The organism is Hydrogenophaga sp. (assembly GCF_030373225.1).
Lineage (GTDB): Bacteria > Pseudomonadota > Gammaproteobacteria > Burkholderiales > Burkholderiaceae_C > Hydrogenophaga.
Window position 1 is genome coordinate 1 of record NZ_JAUCZG010000046.1, and the last position, 25,266, is coordinate 25,266.

Sequence of the window (25,266 nt, forward strand, 5' to 3'; positions counted from 1 at the left end):
GCGTCAATGTCGCATGTCCCGTGCCAACGGGGAGGTTGTGCAGACCTTCCCTAGGATGTGAGTGAGGTGGAATTTGCGGATGTCGGCGCAGGCTCTGAGTCAAGTCAGCGCAAAGTTAATTATCTTTGGATCTTGCATGGTGTCAAGAATCAATTTAAGCACCATAACAGGGCGCAAAGTGCTTATATTTTAGGCATTCGTGCACCTATATAATGCAAAAAGTTAAGCATTCACTGAAAGTGCATGCAAATGGAGCTCCCAATGGACAACTCGATAGTGGATTCATCAAGCCTCCCCACGTTGGTGGCGAACAAGATGGATGCGTCGGCGACTGATGTGAACACCGAGGACAGACGGCGTCGGCACGGTGTCCATGCAGATACTTGCGGACGGATCCGGGACATGATCGTGCGGGGCGAACTTGACTCGGGAGAGCGCATCAACGAGCTTGAGTTGTGCGAGGTGTTGGGAGTCTCGCGCACGCCCATTCGAGAGGCCTTGAAGGTGTTGGCGGCTGAAGGCTTGGTCGAGTTGTTGCCCAACCGAGGGTCGCGTGTGACGACGCCTTCGACAGAAGAGATCGTCAATCTGTTTGCAGTGATCGCGGCGTTGGAGCGTCTTGCAGTGGAGACGGTGACATTGCAGGCCTCGGTACCTGAACTTGCCCAGCTTCGCCAACTGCACGACGAGATGCTGCGTCGGCACGCTGAGCACGATCGAGACCGGTACTTCGAACTCAATCACCGCATCCACGAAACCATCATTGAGATGGCAAACAACCCTCAGCTCACGCGAACGCATGGCGATCTCATGACACGGGCAAGGCGTCCACGCTTCGTCGCCATCACCACCGATGGTCGTTGGGACGAATCTGTGAAAGAGCACGAACTGGTGATGTCTGCGATGGAGATGCGCGACGCGCGATTCGCAGGCGAGATCCTGTTTCGCCACGTCCTTAAAACTGGAACCGCGTACATACAGTCCATGCACTCGGCGAGCAAGAATTAGTGCACGCTCTGCGTCGGGCCCGAGGTGAAACTCAAGCCAGCACAGCTCGATGAGTTTCGAGTCCCGGAGGCAAAGCGGTAGACGAGCGTATGCCGTCCACTTTCGGGTGAGGAACGAGGCTGTCGGTCCTGACTTGATTTCTCGGATGCGCCAGAGCAAATACTCTGGTGCCTCGCGGCGGTTCAGCGCCCCCGGTGAAAGTCGGGCGCGCGTTTCTCGATGAACGCCGTGACCGCTTCGCGATGTTCTGCGGTTTTGTGCGCCAGCGCCTGAGCGCTGGCCGACAGTTCGAGCACGTTGTCCAGATTGTTCTGCTGACCCTCGCGCAACAGCCGCTTGGTCAGGCGCAGCGTCGGGCCCGGGTTGGCGGCGATGCGGGTGGCCAGTTGCTGCGCGGTGGCCAGCAGCGCATCGGCCGGCACCACCTTCGAGACCAGCCCGCATTGCAACGCCTCGGCGGCCGTGAGTGCGTCGCCGGTGAAGCTCATTTCCAGCGCCTTCGAAAGACCGACCACGCGCGGCAGAAGCCAGGCGCCGCCGTCGCCCGGGACGATGCCGACCTTGATGAAGCTCTCGGCAAACGTGGCCGTTTCCGACGCGATGCGGATGTCGCACATGCAGGTCAGGTCGCAACCGGCTCCAATGGCCGCGCCGTTGACGGCAGCAATCGCGGGCACCTCCAGGTTGTAGATCGCCCTGGTCAGGCGCTGGATGCCGTGGCGGTACTCGTCGCGGATCATCGCGGGCGTGAGTGCATCGTCAAAGAAGCGCTGCATGTCCTTGACATTGCCACCCGAGGAAAACACGGGGCCGGCGCCTGTGAGCACCACGGCGCGAACCGAAGCGTCTCGCGCCACCCGCTCGGCCAGTGCGACGAATTCAGCCACCGCGCTGTTGCCGGTGAGCGCATTGCGCGTGGCTGGCTGGTTCATCGTGACGGTGAGCACGCCGCCGTCTTGTTGGATCTGCAGGAAGTCGGTCATGTGGCGGCCTGTTCAAAAGCGTGGATGGCAAAGTCAACGGTGTCGCAGCCACCGCCGTGGAGCCAGTGCGCGGCCACCTGCTGCGACCAGTAGGCTGGCGATCCGGCGGCGGTGCGCCAGGCCAGCAGCCTGCGGGTGTAGAGCTGGAGCTCGTACTCGGCGGTGATGCCGATGGCGCCGTGCACGGCATGGCTGCCGGCGACCAGCGTGGTCGCGGCCTCGCCCGCCACCGTCATGGCCATCGCAGCCAGCAAGGGCTGCGGCAGGTGGGTGCTGGACGAGAACGCCAACTGCGCCGCCATGCGTGCGCTGCTGGCCTGTTCGGCCATCACCGCCAGTTGGTGCTGCACGGCCTGGAAGCTGCCGATGGGTTTGCCGAATTGCACCCGCTGTTGGGCGTGGTCCAGCGAGAGTTGCAGCACGCGCGTGCCTGCCCCGGCGATCAGGCCAGCGTTCAGCGTCGCCTGCAAGGTCCGCAGCGTGTCGGCCGGCAACCATTGAGCCACGGCAGCCAAGTTCACCGGGCCGATCGGCAATGCCTGGCCGGCCAGCGCGCAGATAGCGCGCGCGGCCATCGTCTCGGCAAAGGGCAGTGGCAGCGCATGCTGGCCGCAGGCCTGCACCAGGCCCAGCACGTCGCGCAGCGCGAGGCCGGCGCCGCCCTGGTCCTCGGGCACCAGCGCGTCCAGGAATCCGCTGCCCTCCAGGTCCTGCCACAGAGTGTTGGCGCTGGCGCTGTTTCCACTGTCGATGAGGCGCACCACGTCGGGTGCGCAGCGTGCGGCCAGCAGATCGGAAAAAGCGGCGTCGAGTTCGTTGTTCATGTTCATTGGCCTTTCAACGCAGACCCAGGCCGCGGGCGATCATGCCGCGCAGCACTTCGCGGGTGCCGCCGCGAAGCGAGTAGGTGGGAGAGATCTGCGCCACGTAAGTCAAGGTGCGCAGCAGGTCGTCGGACAGTGGTGCGTCGGGGTCTTCGCCGAGTGCGTCGGCTATCGCCTGGGGCACGAACTGCTCCAGCGTTGTGCCCAGGTCTTTCACCAACGCGGCTTCCACGACCGGGCTCTGGCCCTGGGCGAGCAGGCCGTTGACAGAAATCGACAGTCCGCGCAATACCGTGGTGGTTGCCAGCAGCCGACCAGCCAGCGCCAACGACGAGGTAGACGGACGGTCCTGAGCTCGCAGGTGCTGCAACCAGGCATCGAGCAGCACGACGCTGGAGTAGATGCGCTCAGGCCCTGCGCGTTCGACAGCCAGTTCCGACGTCACCTGCAGCCAGCCGTCGCCTTCATTGCCGATCAACGCATCCTCAGCCAGCTCCACGCCGTCAAAAAAAACCTCGCAAAAGTGGGCATCTCCGGTGAGGTCGGCGATGGGGCGAATGGTCACGCCCGGGAGTGAAAGGTCCACGATGACTTGCGACAAACCCTTGTGGCGGCTATCCGCGTCGCCTGAAGTGCGCACCAGCGCGATCATGTAGTGTGAGTGGTGTGCATTGGTGGACCAGATTTTTTGCCCATCCAAGCGCCAGCCGTTACCGGTTTTTGTGGCGCGGGTGCGAACACTGGCCAAGTCCGAGCCGGAGCCAGGCTCGCTCATGCCGATACAGAAAAATGCCTCGCCCCGGCAAATACGCGGCAGGTAGAAATCGGCCTGCGCAGCAGTGCCGAACTTCAGGATATGTGGTGCGCTCTGCCGGTCGGCGAACCAATGCGCGGCCACAGGCGCACCGGCGCGCAGCAGTTCCTCGACCAACACGAAACGCGCCAGCAGGCTGCGACCGGCGCCGCCATGGGACTGGGGCAGTGTCAGGCCGATCCAGCCCTGCGCGCCCAGCGCGCGGCTGAAGTCGGCGTCAAAACCGCTCCAGGAGCGCGCACGCCGATCGGGCGGCACACCGGCCATGTGTTCTGCCAGGAAAGCGCGCACGGGCGCGCGCAGGGCCTCGTCTTCGGGCGGGAGGGTGGTGAGGGTGAGGTTGTCGAAGAGCATTCAGATGACCTTGTTGGCGCGCAGTGCGGCGATGCGGGCGGCGTCCAGCCCCAGCGTGTCGCGCAGCACGGCGTCGGTGTCCTGGCCCAGCGTGGGCGGGGCGTGGCGGTAGTCCACGGGTGTGGCGGAAAACTTGATCGGGTTGGCCACCAGCGGGATCGAGCCGGCGCTGGCATGTTCCACCTGCACGCGCATGCCACGGGCCTGCACCTGCGGATCCTCGAACACCTGGGCCAGCGTGTTGATCGGGCCGCACGGCACATCGGCAGCCTCCATGGCCGAGACCCAGTCGGCGGTGCTTCGTTGCAGCGTTTCGGTGCGCAGCAAACGGACCAGCTCAACCCGGTTCGCCTGGCGCGACTTGTTGGTCGAGAAGCGTGCGTCACCGGCCCACTCGGGGTGGCCGAGCACCCCGCACAGGCGAGCGAACTGGCCGTCGTTGCCCACGGCAATGATCACGTCGCCGTCGGCGGTGGGGAAGTCTTGGTACGGCACCACGTTCGGGTGGCCGTTGCCCAGACGCTTCGGTGTTGCGCCGTAGAGCTGGTTCATCGCCTGGTTGGCCATGCAGGCCACGGCCACGTCCAGCAGCGCCAGGTCGATGTGCTGGCCCTCGCCAGTGCGGTCGCGGTGCGCGAGCGCGGCCTGGATGGCGTTGGCCGCGTAGAGGCCGGTCAGGATGTCGGTGACGGCCACACCCACTTTCAAGGGTCCGGCGCCTTCTTCACCATCGGCGCGACCGGTCACGCTCATGAGCCCGCCCATGCCCTGCACCAGGAAGTCGTAGCCCGCGCGCGGCGCGTAGGGGCCGGTGTGGCCGAAGCCGGTGATGGAGCAATACACCAGACGCGGGTACAGCGCGTGCAGCGAGGCGTGGTCAAGGCCGTACTGGGCCAGGCCGCCGAGCTTGTAGTTTTCGATCAGTACGTCGGCTTGGCCGGCGAGGTCGCGCACCAGCGCCTGGCCTTCTTCGGTGGTGATGTCGATCGTCACCGAGCGCTTGTTGCGGTTGGTGCAGAGGAAGTACGCCGCATCGCGCGTAGGCTCGCCATCGCGGTCGTGCAGGAAGGGAGGCCCCCAGGTGCGCGTGTCGTCGCCGACCTCCGGGCGCTCGACCTTGATGACCTCGGCGCCGAGATCGGCCAGCAACTGGGCCGCCCACGGGCCGGCTAGCACCCGCGAGAGGTCCAGGATCTTCAGGTGGGAGAGTGCACCCATGTCAGGCCTCCAGCATATGCAGGCCGCTGCCCAGGTGGGCAGCACCGTCGAGCTGGATCAGCTGCCCCGTCATCAGGTGACCCGCCGGGCTGGCCAGAAAAGCCACCAGCTCGGCCACCTCTTCCACGCGGGTGGCCCGGCCCATGGGCGTGGCCCTCACGAGGCGGTCCAGCATGGCCTGCGCGGCTTCGCCGGCCAGGCCTTCGGTGAACACCGCGCCGGGGCCGATGCAGTTGAGGGCGATGTTGTCCGGCGCCCATTCCAGCGCCAGCGTGCGCATGAGTCCCAGCACGCCGGCGCGCGCGGCGATGGAATGCGCAATGCCCATCGAGCCACGGTCCACACCCGACAGCGAGATGTTGACCACGGTGCCCTGTCGTGTCTTCAGGTAAGGGTAGGCCGCCTTCGTGACGACGAAGATGGCGCTGAGGTTGACGTCGATCACCGCGTCCCAGCCCTTGCGGCTGATGCCGGTGGCTGGGGCGAAAAACTGGCCGCCGGCGTTGTTCACCAGCAGGTCGATGCCATGCGCTTCACCCACCCGATTCACCAGGTCTTCGATGGCCTCCGTCTCGCGCACGTTGCAGGGTTCGAAGCGGAAACTGCCCGGCAGGCCCTGGGCGAGTTCGGCGGTTTCAGCCAGCGCTTCGGCGCGGCGGCCGGTGCCGAACACGTCCATGCCCAGCGCCACCAGGCGCAAGGAAATGGCGCGCCCGATGCCTGAGCCGGCACCGGAAACAAAGGCCGAACGGCCGCTGTGCAGCCCGGGGCGCAGCACCTGGGTGTCAAGTGGATTCATGGAGTGTCCAATGGGGTTGGCACGGGTCTGCGGGAGCCGCCGATGTGGGGTGTGGCGCTGCGCGGGGGGCGCGCACCGTCGAAGAGAGCAGGAAAAGCGGGCACGTGTTCGCCCGACGGCAGGGCGACCGACACCGCACCCGGGCGCAGCGCGCGGATCATCGGCAGCGCTTCTTCCGGTGCGCGCACGGCGCCGGCCGGGACTTGCAACGCCTGCATGTGGGCCAGCACGTCGTCGCGCCGCTGCGCCAAGGTCCAGGCTTCGACGCGCGCGTCGAACTCGGCGGCTCGGGCAATGCGCTCGGCAATCGGCGCATCAGGCCCGCCAACCAGGGGATGCAGGCGGCGCCAGTATGCGTCCAGCCCACCCAGGATGTAGACGTGGCCGTCGGCGCAGCGGTAGATGCTGGACGGTGCCGACGCGCGGTCGCGGTTGCCGGCCGGGGGCGACAGCGCGTCGCCTTCGGCCAGGGTCAACATCGCCGGGCCCAGCAACATGGCGGCCGAGACCTCCATCATCGACAGGTCTATCAGGCAGCCTTGGCGCTGCGGGTCCAGCAGCGCCATCGCGCACGACATCCCGGCATAGAGGCCGGTGAACATGTCCACCGGCCAGCCTGTGGACAAGCGCGGCGTGCCGTCTTCGGCGCCGTTGAGCAGGGCGAAACCCGACTCGCATTGCGCCACGGTGTCCATGCAGGGCCGGTTGTCTTGCTGACCATAGCCCGAGACCAGCGTGATGACGAGGTGCGGGAACTGCTTGCGCAGGCTCGCGCCGTCCAGCCCCAGCCCCACCAGCGAGGGTGGCGCGAGGTTGCACACGAAGGCATCGGCCTCGGCCAGCAGGGTGTCCAGCGCCGCGCGGTCGGTGCTGTCGTGCAGGTCCAGCACGCGGCTGGCCTTGCCGGCATTGAAGCTGCGGGCATAGACACTGCCAAAGCGCGTGCCTGGCAAGGTGCGCGAGCCATCGCCGGCCGGCGACTCGATCTTCATCACAGTGGCGCCGAAGTCGGCCAGTGTCATCGCCGCCGTGGGGCCCGCGATGAACTGGGACAGATCGACCACCTGCTTGCCGCGCAGCGGCTGGGGGGTCGCGGAGGACTCGCTGGTTGTCACGCTGCGATCACTCGTGGATCACGCGTTTGGCCTTGTGTACCGTGCGTGGCAAAGTGCCGGGCGGCACCACTTCGACGTGAAAACGCACCTGCAGCTTCTCCCGCAGTCGCTGCGACAGCCGTTCGCCCACGTCGGGTGCGGCCTGCGCATCTGGCTCCACGCGCAGCTTCACACCGGTCAGGAAGCCCGTCTTGGGGTCCTTCACGCTGCCGTCGATGACCAGCACGTACTCGTTGCTCAGGCCCGGGAAGGCGCGCACGATGTCCTCCACCGCAGTGGGGAAGAGGTTGACGCCGCGGATGATCAGCATGTCGTCCGCGCGGCCCAGCACGCCACCCTTCAAGCGTGCATGGGTGCGTCCGTCGGGGGCGACGCTGCTGTCGCGCACCACCATGTCGCCGGTCCACCAGCGCACGAGCGGGCAGGCTTGTTTGTCCAGGTGCGTGAGCACCAGAACACCGCGCTCACCATCGGCCACGGGCTCGTGGGTGTCGGGGTGCAGCACTTCGACGTAGATGAAGTCCTCGGCCAGCGTGGGGCCGAGCTGAAGGGCTGTGTCCCAACCAATGGGCTGGCACTCCAGCGCGCCATAACAGTCGAACATCTTGGCGCCCCAGGCGCGTTCGAGCTTCTCGCGCGTGCCGGGGATGCTGGCGCCAGGCTCGCCGCCCACGCACACCATCTTCACGCGGGAGGTGGTGAGGTCGCGGCCCATCTTCTCTGCGGCTTCGGCCATGTGGGCCATGAATGAAGGGGTGCCGATGACGCACTGGCTGCCGTACTGGAAGATGGTTTCGATCTGGCGTTCGGTGTCGCCGGAGGATGCCGGAATTACCAGGGCACCGAGGTGCTGGGCCGCCAGCGTGGCACCCAGGCCACCGACGAACCACGCGTAATTGAACATGCACTGGAAGACGTCACCGCGGCGCAGGCCCTGCGCGTACAGGTAACGGGCGTAGAGATCGGCCCAGCGTTCGATGTCGACCTGGGTCCACAGCACCGGCGCAGGTCGCGCCGTGGTGCCCGAGCTGAAGTGCACCCGAACCGCTTCGCCCGGTGCCACAGCCGCCAGGCTGCCGAATGGCGGCGCGGCTTCCAGGCCGGCCACGTAGTCGGACTTGCGTGTGAAAGGCAGGCGGCGCAGGTCGACCAGGCTTTTCAGGTCACCGGGCTCGAAGCCGGCTTCGGCAAAGACCTTGCGGTAATGAACGCTGGTCTGTTGCACCCGGGCGAGCTGGCGGCGCAGTGCATCGAGCTGGAAGCTCTCGATGCGGTCGCGCGACCAGGTTTCGGCTTCATCCCAGATCGTCTCGGAGTATGGGGCTTTGGGCTGCTGCGTCATGGAGGGAAACTTTCAGAAGGCCTCGCAGCGCAAAGGCTGCAAGGGCATGGGCAATTTCGTCGATGGCTTCGGCGCTTTGCAGCCGCCGCTGGCTGAACCAGACAGTGGCCCAATTCAGCGCGCCGAAGAAGGGTTTGGTGGCCAGCTTGGCCGGCAGTTCGATGAACACGCCTTCGCGCATGCCCTCGTCGATGACCTCGGCGAACATCGACTCGTAGTCGTCGCGCATCTTCACCACCGAGCGCAGCCGCTTCGTCGCCGACGAGGCCGAGGCGCCCAGCAGGTGCCGCTCCAGACCTTGCACGGCCACCTTCTGCATCGGCAGGTCGGTCAGGATGATCTGCGTGTGCAACAAGGCCATGGCCGAGAGCTTGGCAATGGCGCTACCGGGGCCGCGTGCAATGGGCTCGATCGCTTCGGTCAGCCGCGTCATCGCGGCCACCTGCACGTCGAAGAACAGGTCGGCCTTGCTGGCGTAGTGGTGGTAGATGCGACCCTTGGTGGCGCCCAGTTTTTCAGCCACCGCGTCGATCGACGTGGCCGCATAGCCGTACTCCATGAAGTGCTCGGCTGCGGCTCGCAGGATCTCGTCGCGCGATGCATTGCTGGCGGGTTTGTTGCTTGTCGCCGGTGCGGCCATGGTTCTTCCTGCCTTGTGCTGGTGGGTCTTCAGACCCGTTGTTCAGCCTCCTTTCGAATGGCGCGCGCAAGCACGAGCCGCTGGATTTCGGAGGCACCTTCGTAAATTTCGAGAATGCGCTGATCGCGGTAGAGCCGTTCGGCCACTGTGGGCTTGCAATAGCCCAGTCCACCCCAGATCTGCACCGCATTGTCGGCCGCGCGGTGCGAGACCTCCGAAGTGAACAGTTTTGCCATGGCGCCGAGGTTGGACACATCCTCGCCACGGTCGTAGGCGGCGGCCGCCTGGTACAGCATCATGCGGGCGGCCGAGATCTCGGTGGCCATGTCGGCCAGCATGAAGCCGATGCCCTGGTTGTCGATGATGGGCGCGCCGAAGGTCTTGCGTTGAACCGCGCGCAGCGAGGCTTCGCGGTAGCAGGCCAGCGCCAGGCCCAGGCACTGCGCCGAGACCATGATGCGGCCCACGTTCAGCGTCTGCAGCGCCAGGCGCAGCGCGCGGTTGAGGTCGCCGACGCGGGCGCTGTCGGGCACCGCAACATCCAGCTTCAGGTTCGAGGTCTGCGTGCCGCGAATGCCCATCTTGTCGTTGAGTTCGTCGATCACCACGCCGGGCTGTTCCTTGTCGACCATGAAGGCCGTGATGCCGCGGCCACCGGCGGCGGGATCGGTCTTGGCGAACGCGACGTAGTAACGCGAGGCGCCGCCGTTGCCGATCCAGTACTTCTCGCCCTTCAGACGCCAGCCGTCGCCTTCGCGCACCGCCGTGGCTTCAATGGCGGCTGCGTCCGAACCGGCGATGCGCTCGCTCAAGGCGAAACTGGTGGCGCGGCCCTGCGCCATCTCGCGCAGGTAAAAGTCCTTCTGTTCGTCGGTGCCGGCCAGCAGCAAGGGGAAGGCGCCCAGCTGGTAGGCGCACATGATGGCGGCGGTGGAGGAGCAATGCGAACCCAGCGTCTCCACAGCTGCCACAGTGGCAGTCAAACTCGCGCCTTCTCCGCCCCACTGCTGAGGCAGAAACAGGCCGGTGAACTTGTGCTCGACCAGCTTGGCGATGGTCTCCCAGGGGTAGCGTTGGTCGCGGTCGAGTTCGGCAGCCAAGGGTGCGCAGTGGCTGCTGCCCAGATCGTCGGCGAGTTGCTGCCAGCGCTGGGCATCGGCGGGAAGGGTGGGTTGCCAGATGACGGTCACTTGATGTCTCCAATGGATGAGGTGGAAGGTTGGGTAGCGGGGCGACGATAGCCTCGGAACAGGCTCGACAGAGGCTTGGCCAGCCCCATCAACCCCTGGGGGAAGAAGCCTAGGACGAGAACGAGCACACTACCGAGAATGATCTTGTCGACATAGCCGCCAAGCGAAAAGAACTTCTCCTGAATGAGGATCAGTGCCACGGCTGCCAATGGCCCCAGCAGCTGCCGGCGACCCATCAACACCACGGCCGTGAGCATCAGGATCAGGAAGTAGTTTTCCAGCACGTCGGCACTCACATAGGCCCTCTGGTAGGCATAGAGCCAGCCGGCAGCGGCGCTGATGGGGGCGGAAAACAGGAAGACCTGCAGGCGCACGCGGGCCGGGTCGGTGCCGCCCATGGTGGCCAGGCGCGGGTTCAGGTGCGTCATGATCGCGGCCGCCCCCAGGTGGGAGTGGCGGAAGCGGTCGATCAGGTAGACCGTGATCGCCAGCAGCGCAAAGGCGTAAGGCCACAGCTCCTGGTCGTTGCTGGCGGTGAGCGTGAAACCGGCGAACGACAGGTCCAGCGGAGGGATGCCACGCAGGCCATCGGAGCCCCCCAGGAACTGCCAGTTCTGCGCCAGGCTCACCGCCACCACACCCACGGCGTAGGTGACGAGGGAGAACACGAATTCGCGCAGCCGCAGCGTCACCAGGCCGATCAGCAGCGCCAGGCCCAGGGCCACCACGATGGTACCGGCGAGCGTGCCCCAGCCGTCGAATCCGGCGCGGGTGGACAGCATCGCGGTGGTGTAGCAGCCCGCGGCAAAGAACACCGTGTGCGCCAGGCTGACCTCGCCCAGGTCGGAGACGATGACGTCCAGGCCGTACGCCATGACAGCGAAGATCGCAATCAACACGGCGGCGCTGTACACGGAGCCGGCACCGCCCAGCAGGGACGGTGCGGCCAGGACCCCCACGCCCACGAGGGGCAGCAGGATGTTTCGAAGCTGGGTGTGGGTCATGTCAGTGGGCTCCTGCAGCGCCGGAAGTCAGGCCACCGGGACGCAGCACGAGCAGCGCGATCAGCACCAGGAAAGCCGCCGCCGTGGTGTATGCCGGTGACACCAGGGCCCCGAAGAGCGCGGTGAACAGCCCCAGCGCGACACCCGCGAAGTAGCTGCCCTTGACACTGCCGATGCCGCCGAACACGACCACGACGAAGGTCATGATCACTTCCTCGAAACCCATGGAGGTAAGGATGGGCGTGCGCGGCGCCACCATGCCGGCGGCAAAGGCCACGGCAGCACCTTCAAAGGCAAACACACCGTAGTAGACGCGGCGCACGTTGACGCCGGCGAGCTGCGCCAGCTTGGGGTCTTCCGCCACCATGCGCACGAGACGCCCGATGCGCGTGCCGTCCAGCACCCATTTCAGCGCAACAAAAAGCGCGATGGCCGCAATCACGATGGCCGCGTCCTGCCCGGTGAACCAGAGATCGCCCATGTTGACTTCGTACAGCGACAGGCTGGTCTCCAGGATCTGCCCCGTGGAACCAAAGACCAGCGCGGCGGCACCGTGCATCACGTATCCAAAGCCCAGCGTCATGATCATGATGGATACCAGGTTCTGTTCGAAGGTGGCCTTGAGCATCACGCGCTGCATGATCAGACCGAAGACCGCGCCCACGCCCATGGCAATGGGCACAGCCAGCGCATACGGCACACCGGCCTTGGCCACGGCCCACCAGGTGACAAACGCACCCACCATGTACATCTGGCCATGGCCGAAGTTGACGAGTCGGGCCACGCCCAGCAGCAAGGTCCAGCCGATGGCGACCAGCGCGTAGGCGTGGCCCAGCACCAGTCCGTTGATGATTTGTTGTGTCAGGTTCATGCATGCGCTCCGAGGTAAGCCTGCGCAATGCGCGGATCGTTTCCCATCTGCGCCGCCGGTCCCTCCAGCACGACGCGGCCACGTTCGAGCAGCACCAGCCGGTCCACCACTTCAATGGCCGCGCGCACGTTCTGCTCCACGAGCAGGATCGACAGTCCCTGGCCCGCCAGCGTTCGCATGGTGCCGAGCACCTGCGCCACCAGCATCGGCGCCAGACCGATCGAGGGTTCGTCCAGCAGCAGCAGCTGCGGGCCCATCATCAAGGCGCGACCGATGCCCAGCATCTGCCGTTCGCCACCCGAGAGCTGTGAGCCCAGGTGCTGGCGGCGTTCCTTCAGACGCGGGAACAGGTCGTAGATCTCTTCGCGGCTGTAGATGCGCCGGCCAGGCCCGGCGGGCGGCACAAAAGCGGTCGACAGGTTCTCTTCCACCGACATGCGGCCGAACACCAGCCGGCCTTCGGGCACCAGCGCCAGACCGGCACGGATGCGCTCGTGCGGTACCCAGCTGTCGATGCGGGTGCCGTCCAGCGTCACCTCGCCGCTCACGCGGGGATCACCCCGGGACCAGCCAGCCAAGGCGTTCACCAGCGTGGATTTGCCGGCACCATTGGCACCGACCACGCCCACCACTTCACCCCGCCCCACCTGCAGCGCCTTCAGGTCGAGCGCGCGGTTGCCCGCATACGCCACCTGCAGGCCTTGCACCTGCAACACCGGTCCCGCCATGGCTTCCACCTGCGCGCTCATGCTGCTTTCCCCAGATAGGCTTCCAGCACCCGCGGGTCGGCCCGCACCTGCGCCGGCGTGCCGTAGGCCAGTTGACGACCCAGGTCCAGCACACAGATGCGGTCGGCCACGGCCATGATCAGTTCCATGTGGTGTTCGATGACGACCAGCGCCACGCCTTCCTTTTTCAGTTCACCCAGCAGCTGCACCAGGCCCGCCATGTCCTCGCCACCCAACCCGGCGGCGGGTTCGTCCAGCAGCAGCACGGTGGCGCCGCCGCCATAGGCCAGCGCGATGGACAACATGCGCTGCACGCCGTAGGGGATTTCCTTCGGGCTCATGCCGTGGTAATCCGATGAAACACCAAAACGCAGCAGCTGCTCCGCGGCATAGGCGCTGGCATTGGCCCGCCGGCGCGCAGCGCCGGCGGGGTTGAAAACACTGCCGAGCAGCCCTGGGTGAGCGCGCTTGCCGAGCACCGCCACCAGGTTGTCGAGCACGCTGAGGTCATCGAAGAAGGCGTTCTGCTGGAACGCCCGCTTCACGCCCAGCGCGGCCAGGCCATGGGGTGGCACCTGGGTCACGTCACGGTCGGCCAGCATCACGCGCCCGCTGCGCTGCACCAGCGCGGTCACGGCGTCGTAGCAGCTGCTCTTGCCTGCGCCGTTGGGGCCGATGATGCCCAGCAGCTCGCCCGGGTGCACGTCCCAGCTCACGCCGTCCAGTGCCACCAGGGCTCCATAACGCACGCCCAGACCGTCGACACGCAGCGCGGGGCTGCCGGTGGTGTTCATGGTCCTCGCCCCAGCCTTACTTCTGCACGGCGATCTTGCCGCCCTGCACGGTGAACAGGTAGTGCTTGCTGCCGAGCTGGCCGTTGGGCTCGAAGGTGACGTCGCCCATGATGGTGTTCTTGAAGCTGCCGCCGCGGATGCGCTTGGCAATGGCCTCGCGGTCCAGCGTCTTCAGCTCGTTGGCCGCCATGGCCCAGACCTGCAGCGACGTGGCACCCAGGGCCATGAACTTGTCGGGCGTGTACTTGAACATCTCCTGCGTTTTGGCAATGAACTTCTGGTTCGCCGCGCTGGACGCAAAGGGCTCAACATCGGGGAAGTAGATGTCCGCGCCGACCAGTCCGTTGGCTGCATCGCCAGCCACGGAAATGACGCTTGGGGCCACGGTGCCCACGGCGGCGACCAACTGGCCCGGCAGTCGGCTCTGGCGCGCCTGCCGGATGGTCGCTGGCATGCCCAGACCCTCGTTGGCGTTGATCGCCACGGTGACCTCCGGATTGGCCGCGCGAACGTTGGTGATCGCCACACGGAAATCCGCCTGTGTGAAGGGGAATTTCTCTTCCGCCACCTTTTCATAGGCGTACCCCATCTTCTTCAGCTCGGCCTCGATGGAAGCCTGCGCGCCGTTGCCATAGGCGTCGTTCTGAGTGAGGAAGGCCACGCGTTTGGCTTTGGCAACGTTGGCAATGTAGTTGGCGATGACAGCGCCGTCCTGCGAGTTCGAACTGTTGAGTCGGATCGCAAATGGGTTTCCCTCACCCGAGAGAATCGGGTCGGCCTTGCTGATGGCGGTGATGTCCAGCACGCCTGCACGCGCCAGCACGGGCTGCATTGCCAGTGTCACAGGACTGTTCCAACCCTCGATGACCACGGCCACGCCTGCGCTGGCCAGTTCAGTGGCACGCGACACACCCACCGCCGGTGTGGACTCGTCGTCTCGCGAAACGATTTCGATCTTGCGGCCCAGCACGCCACCACTTTCGTTGATGACTGCAGCCATCGCAGTGATGGCCTGCGTGACGTGCTGACCTTGTGGTCCAGCGCCACCTGACAGCGGGAAGATCGTGCCCACCTTGACGGTGTTTTGGGCAACTGCACTACCGGCCAAGGCCAGCGTTGCGGCGGCGAAAAGGGTGCGGATCAGCTTCATGTGTGTCTCCATCTCGTTGTTGCGGGCCACTGGCCCAGGGCTGCCCCCGGGTGGGGCACTTCTGCTCGACGACGCGGCCGTCTTGCACCTTGAAGGCGTGCCTGCTTGACCGCATCCGACCCTCGGCAGCGCATTCCATGCAGAGCGGTTTGTCCATGAGCAGTGGCAAAGCATACCAACAGGTATGTCATCTCGTCAACCGGGAATCAGATGGATGATGCCTAGGGAATACCCATGGAAAACGGGGGGCACATCACTCTGTCCTGGTTCTAGAATGTTGCAAACATACCGAACAGTACGTAGCATCGCTTATCCACTTTTTTCTGTTCCTGGAGCATTTGCACATGAAGACACAAGACATCACGGCCCTCGTCACAGGCGGCGCATCCGGGCTGGGCCTGGCCTCGGTCATGCGGCTGTTGGCGGGCGGCGCCCGCGTGGTCATCGCCGATCTGCCTGCTTCTCCCGGCGCCGAGCTGGCGCGCGAACTGGGGCCGATGGTTCACTTCGCGGCAGCCGACGTCACCAGTGAAAGCGACATGGCCGCGGCCTGCGACCTGGCTTCATCACTGGGCAACTTTCGCGTTCTGGTGCATTGCGCCGGCCGCGGCGGCCCGGTGAGGTTGCTCGACAAGGAGGGCAACCCGGGATCTCTGGAGACCTACATCGACATCGTGCGCATCAACCTCATCGGCACCTTCAACTCACTGCGCATGGCGGCCTCGCGCATGGTTCGCAACGAAGTCACCGATGAGGGCGAACGCGGGGTCTGCGTGTTGACGGCGTCGGTGGCGGCGTACGAAGGGCAGATCGGACAGATCGGTTACGCGTCGTCGAAGGCCGGCGTCGTGGGTATGACCATCGTCGCGGCGCGCGATCTGGCCAGCAAGGGCATCCGCGTCTGCACCATCGCCCCCGGCATCTTCGACACCCCCATGCTGGCTCGGGTGTCCGCCGAAGCCCGCAAAACGCTCAGCGCCTCGGTGCCGCACCCGGCCCGGCTGGGCACGCCCGACGAGTTTGCGCAACTGGCGATGCACATCGTCAGCAACCCGATGTTGAACGGCGAAACCATCCGCCTCGACGGTGCGCTGCGCATGGCGCCACGCTGAAACCACCCCACAAGGAACCCACCATGACCGAAGAAGTGCTTGTCACCGTTGAAGACGGCGTCCAGATCATCACCATCAACCGGCCGGAGGCGCGCAACGCGATGACGCTGGCCGCTGCCCACCTGATTGCCGCCGCGCTGGACGAACTCGATGCCCGCGACGATCTGCGCACCGGCATCCTCACCGGCGCGGGCAACAGCTTCTGCGCCGGGATGGACCTCAAAGGCTTTCTCCGCGGTGAACGCCCCAGCCTGCCCGATCGCGGCTTTGGCGGCCTGACCAAGCGGCCACCGAAGAAACCGCTGATCGCGGCGGTCGAAGGCTATGCGCTGGCGGGCGGCTTCGAGCTGGTGCTGGCCTGCGATCTGGTGGTGGCGGCCGACAACGCACAGTTCGGGGTGCCCGAGGTCAAGCGTGGCCTGGCTGCGACCGCCGGGGGTCTGGTGCGCCTGCCGCGCCAGCTGCCGTACCGCGTGGCGATGGAGCTGATCCTCACGGGCGACATGTTCCCGGCAACGCGCGCACATGCCTGTGGACTGGTCAACCGCCTGACACCGCCCGGGGGAGCTCTGACCGAGGCCAAGAAGCTGGCACAAAGCATCGCGGCCAACGGCCCGCTGTCGGTGGCTGCCAGCAAGCGCGTGGTGGTCGAGTCGCAGGACTGGCCAGCCGACGAGCTGTGGGATCGCCAGACGGCATTGACCGAGCACATCTTCGTTTCGGCCGATGCACGCGAGGGTTCGGCCGCGTTCGCCGAAAAGCGCAAACCCCAATGGCAGGGGAAGTGAGCGCATGGAATCCACCGCCCCCACCGACCCCCGGTTCGACGGCCCCGGCCCGGATGCCCAGTACCGCCAGGCCTTGCTGGAAGGCCGCTTCGTGCTGCAGCACTGCGAAGACTGCAGCGCCGCCCGCTTTCCACCTGCGCTGGTGTGTCGCAACTGCGGCAGCGCCCGCCTGGCCTGGCGGGCGTCGCCGGGCGCCGGCGAGGTCTATGCCACCACCACGGTGCGCGACCGCGCGGGCGACTACAACGTCGCCATCGTCGAACTTGAACAAGGCGCACGCATGATGAGCCGCATTGACGGCATCGCGGCCGACGCGGTACGCATGGGCCTGCAGGTGCAGGCGCACATCGTGCCCGGTGATGAACCCTTCGTGGTTTTCACGCCCATCGCAGAAGGCACCGCATGAGCCACCCCTTGCGCGGCCGAACGGCCATCGTCGGCATCGGCAACACGCGGCGCTGGAACGCGCCCGACCGCAGCCCCTTCGACCAGTTGCAGGAGGCCAGTGTGCTGGCGATGGAAGACGCGGGCCTGCGGCTGAAGGACGTGGACGGCCTGTTCTGCTCGCTGTCCACCTCGGGGCTGCCAGTGCTCAACGTGGCCGAGCGCCTGGGCATCCGCCCGCGCCATGCCGACGGCACCATGGTCGGTGGCGCCTCCTTCATTTTCCACCTGCAGTCGGCCATGTCCGCACTGGTCAACGGGCTGTGCGACGTGGCGCTGATCTGCTACGGCAGCAACCAGCTCACCGCCGGTGGCAAGCTGGCCTCAATGCCCGACCCGCAGCCGTATGAAAACCCGTACAAGCCGCGCTACCCCATCAGCAGCTACGCGCTGGCCGCGGCGCGCCACATGCACGAGCACGGCACCACACGCGAACACCTTGCCGACGTGGCGGTGGCAGCGCGCGCCTGGGCACAACTCAATCCCGACGCCTTCATGCGCGAACCACTCACCCGCGAACAGGTGCTCGCATCACGCATGGTCAGCGACCCGCTGAGCAAGGCCGACTGCTGCCTGGTCACGGATGGTGGCGCGGCACTCGTGCTGACACGCGCCGACCGCGCGCGCGACCTGCCCCGCAAGCCGGCGTACCTGCTTGGCACAGGCATCGGCGTGAGCCATCGGCAGATTTCCGCCATGCCCGATCTGACCACCACCGCCGCGGTGGAATCGGGCCGCCGTGCCTACGCCATGGCGGGTGTGGGGCCGCAGGACATTCAGCACCTGATGTTGTATGACGCCTTCACGATCAACACACTGCTGTTCCTGGAAGACCTGGGCTTTTGCAACAAGGGAGAAGCCGGACCCCTGGTGTCCAGCGGCGCCATCTCGCCGGGTGGGCGTCTGCCGGTGAACACCAACGGTGGAGGCTTGTCGTGCAACCACCCGGGCATGTACGGCTTGTTCACCGTGATGGAAGCGGTGGAGCAACTGCGTGGAAACTGCGGCGTTCGGCAAGTGCCGGGTGTCCAGCTGGCGCTGGCCCATGCCAACGGCGGTGTGCTGTCCAGCCAGGCCACGGCCATCCTGGGTTCGGAAGACACACTCTGATGATCCATCCCGAAAAACTCCTTGCCGAAGCACTGCCCGTGGTCGAGCAGACGCTGCACTGGCGCGACTGTGCGCTGTATGCGCTGGGCCTGGGTGTCGGCCTCGACCCTCTGGACGACGGTGACCTGCGCTACCTCGATGAAACCCGCCTGCGGGTGCAGCCCACCATGGCCAACGTGATGGGCTACCCGGGCTTCTGGATGCGTGACCCCCGCTACGGCATCGACGCCACGAAGACGGTACATGGGGAACACGCCTTGCGCCTGCATAGGCCCTTGCCCTCCAGTGGCACGGTACGTGGCACCAGTCGCATCACTGCCCTGGTGGACAAGGGCGCCGGCAAAGGTGCGCTGGTGTATGTGGAGCGCGACATCGTTGACACAGCCAGCAATGAACTGCTGGCCACGGTGAAGCAGACGGTGTTCTGCCGTGCCGACGGTGGCTTTGGAGGCAACGCGAAGGCCACGCCAGCCCACGCCGTGCCCGAGCGTGATCCCGATGCCACGATCACGCTGCCCACGTCACCGCAGGCAGCGCTGATCTACCGCCTTTCCGGCGATTTCAACCCGCTGCACAGCGATCCTGCCACCGCTCGAGCGGCCGGGTTCGAGCGGCCCATCCTGCACGGACTGGCGACATTCGGCGTCGTCGGGCACGGCCTGGTCAAGCACTTGTGTGGTGGCGTTCCGGAGATGCTCCAGGCCATGGGCGGGCGCTTTTCTGCGCCCGTGTTTCCGGGCGAGTCGCTCCAGCTCGATCTTTGGCGCGAAGGCCCAGGTCGCGCTTCTTTTCGCGCGCGTGTGCCCACACGCGGCGCGGTGGTCATGAACAACGGCTTTGTGGAGTTTCAGGCATGAAAAGTTTGCTTTCCAACATCCGCGTGCTCGACTTGAGCCGCGTCCTCTCAGGCCCATGGGCGACGCAGATGCTCGCTGACTTTGGCGCAGACGTTATCAAGGTCGAGCGTCCCGGCGGCGGCGACGACGTGCGCCACCAGGGAGCGCGCCTGAAGGACCGCGATGGTCAGCCCACCGCGGAGCGCACAGTGTTCCTCGCGCTCAACCGCGGCAAACGCTCCATCGCCATCGACATGGCCAGCGTGGAGGGCCAGGACCTGATCCGCCAGCTCGCTGCAACGGCGGACGTGGTGGTGGAGAACTTCAAGGCTGGAGACTTGGTGCGCTATGGCCTCGACCATGTGGCGTTGCGAGCCATCAACCCGCGCATCGTTTACTGTTCGATCAGTGGCTTTGGACAGACTGGTCCGTACAGCCACCTCCCAGGCTACGACCTCGTGTTCCAGGCCATGAGCGGCCTGATGAGCCTGACCGGGGTCCCCGAAGGGCAACCCGGGGCAGGGCCGCAACGCACGGGCTACCCCATCAGCGACACCACGGCCGGTTTCTACGCCAGCATCGGTATCCTGGCTGCGCTGCACCACCGCGACACGGTATCCGGCACTGGCCAGTACATCGATCTGGCCATGCTGGACGCTCAGGTGGCGGCGATGTCGTCGATGGCCATGAGCTACGTGGTCGCAGGCGAGATGCCGCAACGGGTGGGCATACGCTCGCAACTGACCTGCCCTTACCAGGACTTCGATTGCGCAGATGGTCAGGTGATGATCGCTGTTGGTAACGACAAGCAATACCAGCAGCTTTGCACCGAGGTGCTGGAGCGCCCAGAACTGGCCACCGATCCTCGCTACACCACGACCCCACTGCGTGTGGAGCATCGCGAACAGCTGGTACCGGTGATCGCCGACATCCTGCGGCGCCAGTCGGTCGACCACTGGATGGCCAGACTGCGGGCAGCCAACGTGCCTGCAGGCCCGGTCAACGACTTCGAACAGGTCCTCAATGACCCGCAGATCCGCCACCGCGAGCTGCTGCAGAGGGTGCCGCACACCTTGGCGGGCACTCTGCCCATCATTGGAAACCCGTTGAAATTCTCGGCCACACCGGTGACCTACCACCGAGGCCCTCCGCTGCTGGGTGAGCACACGGCGGAAGTGCTGCGCGAGCTGCTTCAACTGGACGACAACGCGATTGCTGCATTGCAGGAAAAGGGAGTGGTCGCATGAAAGCCGTGTTGTGCAAAGCCTACGGGCCCCCGGAAAGCCTGGTCGTTGAAGAGCGGCCTTCGCCACAACCCGGCCCGGGCCAGGTGCGGGTTGGGGTGCATGCCTGCGGCGTGAACTTCCCCGACACCCTGATCATTCAGGGCAACTACCAATTCAAGCCCGAGATGCCGTTTTCGCCGGGTGGCGAGGTGGCCGGCGTGGTGCAGGCGCTGGGGGAGGGCGTCACCGGGTACGCCGTCGGCGACCGCGTGATCGCCGCCACGACCTGGGGCGGCTATGCGGAAGAGGTGCTGGCCGAGGCCGGGCGTCTGATCCCCATGCCGGCCGCGATGGATTTCCGGACCGCCGCCGCGTTCACGCTGACCTACGGCACCTCACACCATGCACTGAAAGACCGTGCCCGGTTGCAACCCGGCGAGACCCTGCTGGTGCTGGGCGCAGCTGGCGGGGTGGGACTGGCCGCCGTGGAACTGGGCAAGGCCATGGGCGTCCGGGTCATCGCCGCCGCTTCCAGCGACGAGAAGCTGGCGCTGTGCACAGCGCACGGCGCAGATGCCACGATCAACTACGCCACCCAGGACCTGCGCGCGCGCATCAAGGCATTGACCGATGGGCGCGGCATCGACGTGGTCTACGACCCTGTTGGCGGCGATCTCAGCGAGCCCGCGCTGCGCAGCATGGCCTGGAACGGGCGTTTCCTGGTGGTGGGATTTGCAGCTGGACGGATTCCCAGCTTGCCGTTGAACCTGCCGTTGCTCAAGGGCTGCGCCATCGTCGGGGTCTTCTGGGGAGCCTTCACAAGAAACGAACCTGAACGCAACGCAGCCAATCTCCAAGAGTTGTTGCTGTGGTGGAGCGAAGGCAAGTTGAAGCCTCACGTGTCGGCGGTTTACCCGCTGGAGCGCGCGGTGGACGCACTGAATGATCTGGTGCACCGGCGGGTGCAGGGCAAGGCGGTGCTGGTCACGGAGGGACAGCCATGACAACATCCGGCACCCCCAAAAAGCTCGTGGTGGCCGGCGCGCTCGGTGTCGTCGGCCGCGCGGTGGTGGAACATTTCGCGAAGCGCACCGGCCTTGAGGTGGTGGGGCTGGCACGGCGCTCTGCTGACTTTGCGCCGCAGGTCACCTGGGTATCGGCCGACCTGCGTGATCCCGAGGCCACGCGTCGCGCCCTGGCACCGCATCGCGATGCCACGCATCTGGTCTATGCCGCTCTCAACGAACAGACCAATCTGGTGCAGGGCTGGCGAGATGCTGCAAACGCGGCGCTGAACACGGAAATGCTGAAACACACGCTTGCCGCGTTGGAAGGCGCGCCCTTGCAGCACGTGTCGCTGCTGCAGGGGACCAAGGCCTATGGAGTGCACACCGGTCGACCGATGCGAGTGCCTGCTCGTGAGCAGGACGCGCTCCGCGACCACACCAATTTCTACTTCGACCAGCAGGACCTGGTGGAGCAGCATGCGCAGCGCAGTGGCTGCGCCTGGACTGCTTGGCGACCCCAGATTGTGCTGGGTGTCGCCTTGGGAAGCGCAATGAACCCGGTGGCAGCGCTCGGTGCTTACGCGGTCATTCAACGTGAGCGTGGCCTGCCCCTGCAGCCAGTGGGTCACCCGCAGTTGCTCACCGAGTGCACAGATGCGAGGCTGATCGCTCAGGCCATTGACTGGAGCTGGGGCCAGCCGCATGCCCACGGACGCGCGTTCAACATCACCAACGGCGACATCATTGTCTGGTCGACCTTGTGGCCGCGAATGGCGCAGCTGTTCGGAATGGCATTGGGCGAGCCGAGCGAAGAGCGGCTCAGAGACTTCATGCCGGCGCAGGCTGACGTGTGGCAACGCCTTGCGGAGCGGGACGGGCTTCGGATCAATGACCTCGACACCCTGATGGGTCTGTCGTGGCAATACGCGGAGGCAACTTTTGCCTCGCGCAAGACACTGCCTGTTCCGCCCATAGTGTCGACAGTGCAGCTGCGACAAGCTGGATTCCACGCATGCATCGATACTGAAGAGTGCATTGTGGAGCACCTGCAAATCATGCAGGCCCATCGATACCTGCCGCGCTGAATGGCCAAAGCGCCTGGATGGAAGGAAGCACTTCGGTGCCGCCCTCCACCGCGACGTCACTGCAAGGTGATGTTCAGGCGCTTGATGAGACCGCCCCAGACCTTGTTCTGCTCTTTAGTAGTTGTCAGAAGGTCTGCAGGCGAGCCTGACTTGGCCTCATTTCCCAGCTTGCGCATGCCATCAACAAACTCGGGCGAGCTGGTGATCTTGCGTAAGGCAGCGTTCAGCTTGGTGACTACCGGTTCGGGCGTTCCCACAGGAGCAAACACACCATACCAAGTGTCGCCTGCGATGTCGGGATAGCCCAATTCCCGGAAGGTGGGTACGTCAGGCAGTAGAGCCTGGCGCTCGAGACTCAACACCGCAAGAGCGCGGTACTGCCCGGCATTGACGTTCGGCACCGCGTTGGTCAGTGCTTCGACATTGGAGTCGACGATGCCGCCCATAAGGTCAGCCATTGCGGGCGCCGCTCCCTTGTAGTGGACTTGTGCCATCTTCACGTCTAGACCGGTGGCGATCATCTCGCCCAACAAGTGAACCATGCTTCCCTGACCATTGGTGGCATTGTTAATTTTGTTGGGGTTGGCTTTTGCATAGGCGGTGAACTCCTTCAGCGTCTTCGCTGGAAAGTCTTTTTTGACAACGAAGGCAAAGGGCACGGTGCAGACCAAGGACACAGGCGCGAAATCTTCGAGCTTGTACTGCAGCTTGTCGTTAAGGTGTGGATTGACTGTGAAGGTGGTCCCTGCACTCAGTAGGAGCGTATAGCCGTCTTTCGGTGCGCGTGCCACGTAAGCCGCGCCGATGGCGGTTGCCGCGCCAGCCCGATTTTCGACAATAACGGGTTGACCCAGTTCTTCGCGCAGCCGCTGCGCGATCTGACGACCTACTATGTCGCTGGTCCCACCAGGCGGATAGGGCACAACGAGTGAAATGGGTTTGTTCGGCCAGCTGTCCTGGGCAAAGGTCAGTGTGGGGAGTGCGCCCAGGGTGGCGAGAGCTGCAAAGGCCAAGGTCTTGATTCGAATGCGCATGAAAGCTTTCTCTGTGTTGGGATGGACGATCTTCAAACTGTGGCCACGGGAGTGGCCGGCGATCCCACTGCGCCAGGCAGGCGCAACGGAGGTGCTGTGAGCAGGAAGCTGGACCGCTGGTGCGCCCGCAGCCACTGCGCCAGTTCGGCGAAGTACCAAAGCTCACCCAGGTTCAGACCCAACTTGAAAAGGCAGTGGTTGTGCAGCGGCAGGCCGGGATACTGATCGCCCTTGCCCGGCTGTGCCGGGTAGGCCTCGACCGCAAAGTTGTCGGCGCAAATGGCGACGATTCCGGAATCGGTGATCCACTGCAGGAGCCTCTCGTCACGGCCGTCGAGCACGGCGCAGCTGTTCTTGAGAACCTCACCGTCGGGCTGCTTGTTCATCTCCAGGATGAGATCGGCAAACCCTGTGTACAGACACAGGAAGTCGCCAATCTCCACCGTGGCGCCTTGTGCGTCCAGTGCGGCCATCAGGCCGTCGTAACCCACCAGGGCGCGTTGGCGCCCGTGGATCTTCTCCAGATCCACCAGCACGCCGCGGCCTTGTACGCCAGCAGTGGCTAGATGCTCGATGCCGATGGCGTGCGCACCAAAACCGCTGGAGACATCGTCCGGGCCCACCACGTCGACACCACCACGGAAGCCGTTGTAGTAACGCTTCTCCGGCAAACCGTCACCGTCGGCATCGAACATCTGGCCGACGTGACCCAGGCCGTCCCATTGCGTGGAGTACTGGGTGTACATCAGGACCGCGTCGTCGGACACCACGTCGCTGAAGCAGCTGCACACGCTGCTGAGCTTGAAGTTGAAGTTGAAGCCCTCTCCGCGTCGCTCGTGCACAAACTGGGGCGCCTTGCGGTGCTGGAACAGCGTGTTTCCGCCCGGATAGTCCAGCGGCAGGCTCAGGCAGAAGGCCAGGCCGTGTTCGACTGTGCGAATGGCCGCAAGGCGCCGCTCGGGCGTCAACAGGTTCATGCGGCCGATCTGGTCATCGGCGCCGAAGTCACCCCAGTTCGAACCTTCAGGGCGGTGTTTCCAGCGGGGGGCGGTCATGGCAAATCCTTTGCTGACGAAAAACAAATATCACGACAAAACATACTGCATGGTATGTTGCTTTATAACGCTCAGCCTATTGGGGTTTATGCTATGTTCTGACCAGTGTTAGGTACTGGTGAGTATGTTCAGGATCCGACTCATCCGAAAGACTATCCGAACCCGCATGTCCTCGAACAACAGTTCGCTGCCATCGAACGACGTGCACCGGAAGGAGGCGAGTCAGCGGGTGAATTCACCACAACGGTCGAGGAATGCACGCTGCGATGCCAACCGCAAGGTCTCAAGTCTTGAGCTGCGGGTCAAATAGACGAAGAACGCGCCGACAAAGGCAACGAGCGAAGACTACCCGTGGCGAAACCGAAAACGTGCGTCAGCTCCTGAACCAATAGAGTCAGCTACTCACGCTGGTCTTGTGTGGTGCCAAGGGTTACAAGCGCAGCTGTGAGCAGGCTGGCTACCCTGTCTCAGTAGCGCTATTGGGTGGACTAACCCATGCCTCTAATTTGTTCTAAAGCAAACAATATTTGTATTTATAACAACAGCGTGTGATACTCAAGACCGTTACCAAGCCAACACAAGGAGCCCACCATGAGCGCAGTTGCGGAGCGTGAAGTGACCACGGCAGACGACCGTGGCGCCCTGGCCAAGATGGTTATGGGGTTGTTCGACCACTGGAGGCTGAGTACCGAAGACCAGGCAGCTTTACTGGGTATCGCTAGCAGCAACCGGGCG

26 protein-coding genes are annotated in these 25,266 nt (G+C 64.9%); 10 read left to right on the forward strand and 16 right to left on the reverse strand.

Translation table 11 applies throughout. The annotated features are described in order from the left end of the window. Window positions 1-261: 261 nt before the first annotated feature. Window positions 262-1,008, forward strand: a complete 747-nt coding sequence (locus tag QUV35_RS18200) for a GntR family transcriptional regulator (protein ID WP_300877265.1) — start codon at window positions 262-264, stop codon at window positions 1,006-1,008. A gap of 182 nt (window positions 1,009-1,190) precedes the next feature. Here QUV35_RS18200 and QUV35_RS18205 read toward each other — a convergent pair whose 3' ends face one another. The 14 genes from QUV35_RS18205 to QUV35_RS18270 are packed head-to-tail and all read right to left on the reverse strand — an operon-like array spanning window position 1,191 to window position 14,834. Beyond that, window positions 1,191-1,991 (reverse strand): crotonase/enoyl-CoA hydratase family protein, encoded by an 801-nt coding sequence (locus tag QUV35_RS18205; RefSeq protein WP_300877266.1) that lies wholly within the window; start codon window positions 1,989-1,991, stop codon window positions 1,191-1,193. Next, a complete protein-coding gene (locus tag QUV35_RS18210; RefSeq protein ID WP_300877267.1) occupies window positions 1,988-2,815 on the reverse strand; it encodes an acyl-CoA dehydrogenase family protein in 828 nt (275 codons plus the stop codon). Before QUV35_RS18210 ends, QUV35_RS18205 begins: the two co-directional genes overlap by 4 nt. A 13-nt stretch (window positions 2,816-2,828) precedes the next feature. After that, window positions 2,829-3,983 (reverse strand): acyl-CoA dehydrogenase family protein, encoded by a 1,155-nt coding sequence (locus QUV35_RS18215; protein WP_300877268.1) that lies wholly within the window; start codon window positions 3,981-3,983, stop codon window positions 2,829-2,831. Next, window positions 3,984-5,201: a CaiB/BaiF CoA-transferase family protein gene (locus QUV35_RS18220; RefSeq protein WP_300877269.1), complete on the reverse strand. Its 1,218-nt coding sequence runs from the start codon at window positions 5,199-5,201 to the stop codon at window positions 3,984-3,986. A 1-nt stretch (window position 5,202) separates the two neighbouring features. Further along, the gene (locus QUV35_RS18225) at window positions 5,203-6,000 is read right to left on the reverse strand and encodes an SDR family oxidoreductase (protein ID WP_300877270.1); all 798 of its coding nucleotides are present in this window, start codon (window positions 5,998-6,000) and stop codon (window positions 5,203-5,205) included. Then, on the reverse strand, window positions 5,997-7,115 hold the full coding sequence (locus tag QUV35_RS18230) for a CoA transferase (RefSeq protein ID WP_300877271.1): 1,119 nt from the start codon (window positions 7,113-7,115) through the stop codon (window positions 5,997-5,999). The genes QUV35_RS18225 and QUV35_RS18230 overlap by 4 nt, the downstream gene beginning before the upstream one ends. Window positions 7,116-7,122: 7 nt before the next feature. Further along, a complete protein-coding gene (locus QUV35_RS18235; protein WP_300877272.1) occupies window positions 7,123-8,457 on the reverse strand; it encodes an AMP-binding protein in 1,335 nt (444 codons plus the stop codon). Further along, complete coding sequence (locus tag QUV35_RS18240) at window positions 8,411-9,097, reverse strand: TetR/AcrR family transcriptional regulator (RefSeq protein WP_300877273.1); 687 nt, start codon at window positions 9,095-9,097, stop codon at window positions 8,411-8,413. The genes QUV35_RS18235 and QUV35_RS18240 overlap by 47 nt, the downstream gene beginning before the upstream one ends. Window positions 9,098-9,126: 29 nt before the next feature. Then, window positions 9,127-10,287: an acyl-CoA dehydrogenase family protein gene (locus QUV35_RS18245; protein WP_300877274.1), complete on the reverse strand. Its 1,161-nt coding sequence runs from the start codon at window positions 10,285-10,287 to the stop codon at window positions 9,127-9,129. Next, the gene (locus QUV35_RS18250; RefSeq protein ID WP_300877275.1) at window positions 10,284-11,291 is read right to left on the reverse strand and encodes a branched-chain amino acid ABC transporter permease; all 1,008 of its coding nucleotides are present in this window, start codon (window positions 11,289-11,291) and stop codon (window positions 10,284-10,286) included. Before QUV35_RS18250 ends, QUV35_RS18245 begins: the two co-directional genes overlap by 4 nt. A 1-nt stretch (window position 11,292) precedes the next feature. After that, window positions 11,293-12,162: a branched-chain amino acid ABC transporter permease gene (locus QUV35_RS18255; protein WP_300877276.1), complete on the reverse strand. Its 870-nt coding sequence runs from the start codon at window positions 12,160-12,162 to the stop codon at window positions 11,293-11,295. Continuing rightward, window positions 12,159-12,911, reverse strand: coding sequence for an ATP-binding cassette domain-containing protein (locus QUV35_RS18260; RefSeq protein ID WP_300877277.1), 753 nt, complete (start codon window positions 12,909-12,911; stop codon window positions 12,159-12,161). Before QUV35_RS18260 ends, QUV35_RS18255 begins: the two co-directional genes overlap by 4 nt. Next, window positions 12,908-13,684, reverse strand: coding sequence for an ATP-binding cassette domain-containing protein (locus QUV35_RS18265; protein ID WP_300877278.1), 777 nt, complete (start codon window positions 13,682-13,684; stop codon window positions 12,908-12,910). The genes QUV35_RS18260 and QUV35_RS18265 overlap by 4 nt, the downstream gene beginning before the upstream one ends. Window positions 13,685-13,700: 16 nt before the next feature. After that, window positions 13,701-14,834 (reverse strand): ABC transporter substrate-binding protein, encoded by a 1,134-nt coding sequence (locus QUV35_RS18270; RefSeq protein ID WP_300877279.1) that lies wholly within the window; start codon window positions 14,832-14,834, stop codon window positions 13,701-13,703. A gap of 344 nt (window positions 14,835-15,178) precedes the next feature. Here QUV35_RS18270 and QUV35_RS18275 point away from each other — a divergent pair, with 344 nt between their 5' ends. The 8 genes from QUV35_RS18275 to QUV35_RS18310 are packed head-to-tail and all read left to right on the forward strand — an operon-like array spanning window position 15,179 to window position 22,442. Further along, a complete protein-coding gene (locus QUV35_RS18275) occupies window positions 15,179-15,946 on the forward strand; it encodes an SDR family NAD(P)-dependent oxidoreductase (RefSeq protein ID WP_300877280.1) in 768 nt (255 codons plus the stop codon). Between the two features lie 23 nt (window positions 15,947-15,969). Continuing rightward, a complete protein-coding gene (locus QUV35_RS18280) occupies window positions 15,970-16,734 on the forward strand; it encodes a crotonase/enoyl-CoA hydratase family protein (RefSeq protein ID WP_300877281.1) in 765 nt (254 codons plus the stop codon). 4 nt (window positions 16,735-16,738) lie between these two features. Continuing rightward, on the forward strand, window positions 16,739-17,140 hold the full coding sequence (locus QUV35_RS18285) for an OB-fold domain-containing protein (RefSeq protein ID WP_300877282.1): 402 nt from the start codon (window positions 16,739-16,741) through the stop codon (window positions 17,138-17,140). Continuing rightward, window positions 17,137-18,288, forward strand: coding sequence for a thiolase (locus tag QUV35_RS18290; protein ID WP_300877283.1), 1,152 nt, complete (start codon window positions 17,137-17,139; stop codon window positions 18,286-18,288). Before QUV35_RS18285 ends, QUV35_RS18290 begins: the two co-directional genes overlap by 4 nt. Beyond that, a complete protein-coding gene (locus QUV35_RS18295) occupies window positions 18,288-19,145 on the forward strand; it encodes a MaoC/PaaZ C-terminal domain-containing protein (protein ID WP_300877284.1) in 858 nt (285 codons plus the stop codon). Before QUV35_RS18290 ends, QUV35_RS18295 begins: the two co-directional genes overlap by 1 nt. Beyond that, window positions 19,142-20,371, forward strand: a complete 1,230-nt coding sequence (locus QUV35_RS18300) for a CaiB/BaiF CoA-transferase family protein (RefSeq protein ID WP_300877285.1) — start codon at window positions 19,142-19,144, stop codon at window positions 20,369-20,371. The genes QUV35_RS18295 and QUV35_RS18300 overlap by 4 nt, the downstream gene beginning before the upstream one ends. Further along, window positions 20,368-21,354, forward strand: a complete 987-nt coding sequence (locus QUV35_RS18305) for an NADPH:quinone oxidoreductase family protein (protein ID WP_300877286.1) — start codon at window positions 20,368-20,370, stop codon at window positions 21,352-21,354. Before QUV35_RS18300 ends, QUV35_RS18305 begins: the two co-directional genes overlap by 4 nt. Then, complete coding sequence (locus tag QUV35_RS18310) at window positions 21,351-22,442, forward strand: NAD(P)H-binding protein (RefSeq protein ID WP_300877287.1); 1,092 nt, start codon at window positions 21,351-21,353, stop codon at window positions 22,440-22,442. The genes QUV35_RS18305 and QUV35_RS18310 overlap by 4 nt, the downstream gene beginning before the upstream one ends. A 56-nt stretch (window positions 22,443-22,498) precedes the next feature. Here QUV35_RS18310 and QUV35_RS18315 read toward each other — a convergent pair whose 3' ends face one another. Both QUV35_RS18315 and QUV35_RS18320 read right to left on the reverse strand, forming a co-directional pair. Beyond that, entirely contained in the window at window positions 22,499-23,512 is a 1,014-nt protein-coding gene (locus QUV35_RS18315) for a tripartite tricarboxylate transporter substrate binding protein (RefSeq protein WP_300877288.1), read from the reverse strand. Beyond that, a complete protein-coding gene (locus QUV35_RS18320) occupies window positions 23,509-24,531 on the reverse strand; it encodes a cyclase family protein (protein ID WP_300877289.1) in 1,023 nt (340 codons plus the stop codon). Before QUV35_RS18320 ends, QUV35_RS18315 begins: the two co-directional genes overlap by 4 nt. A gap of 591 nt (window positions 24,532-25,122) precedes the next feature. Between QUV35_RS18320 and QUV35_RS18935 the strand changes: the two genes are divergently transcribed. Further along, window positions 25,123-25,266: antitoxin Xre-like helix-turn-helix domain-containing protein (locus QUV35_RS18935; protein ID WP_366945450.1), on the forward strand; the 144-nt coding region annotated here is incomplete at its 3' end.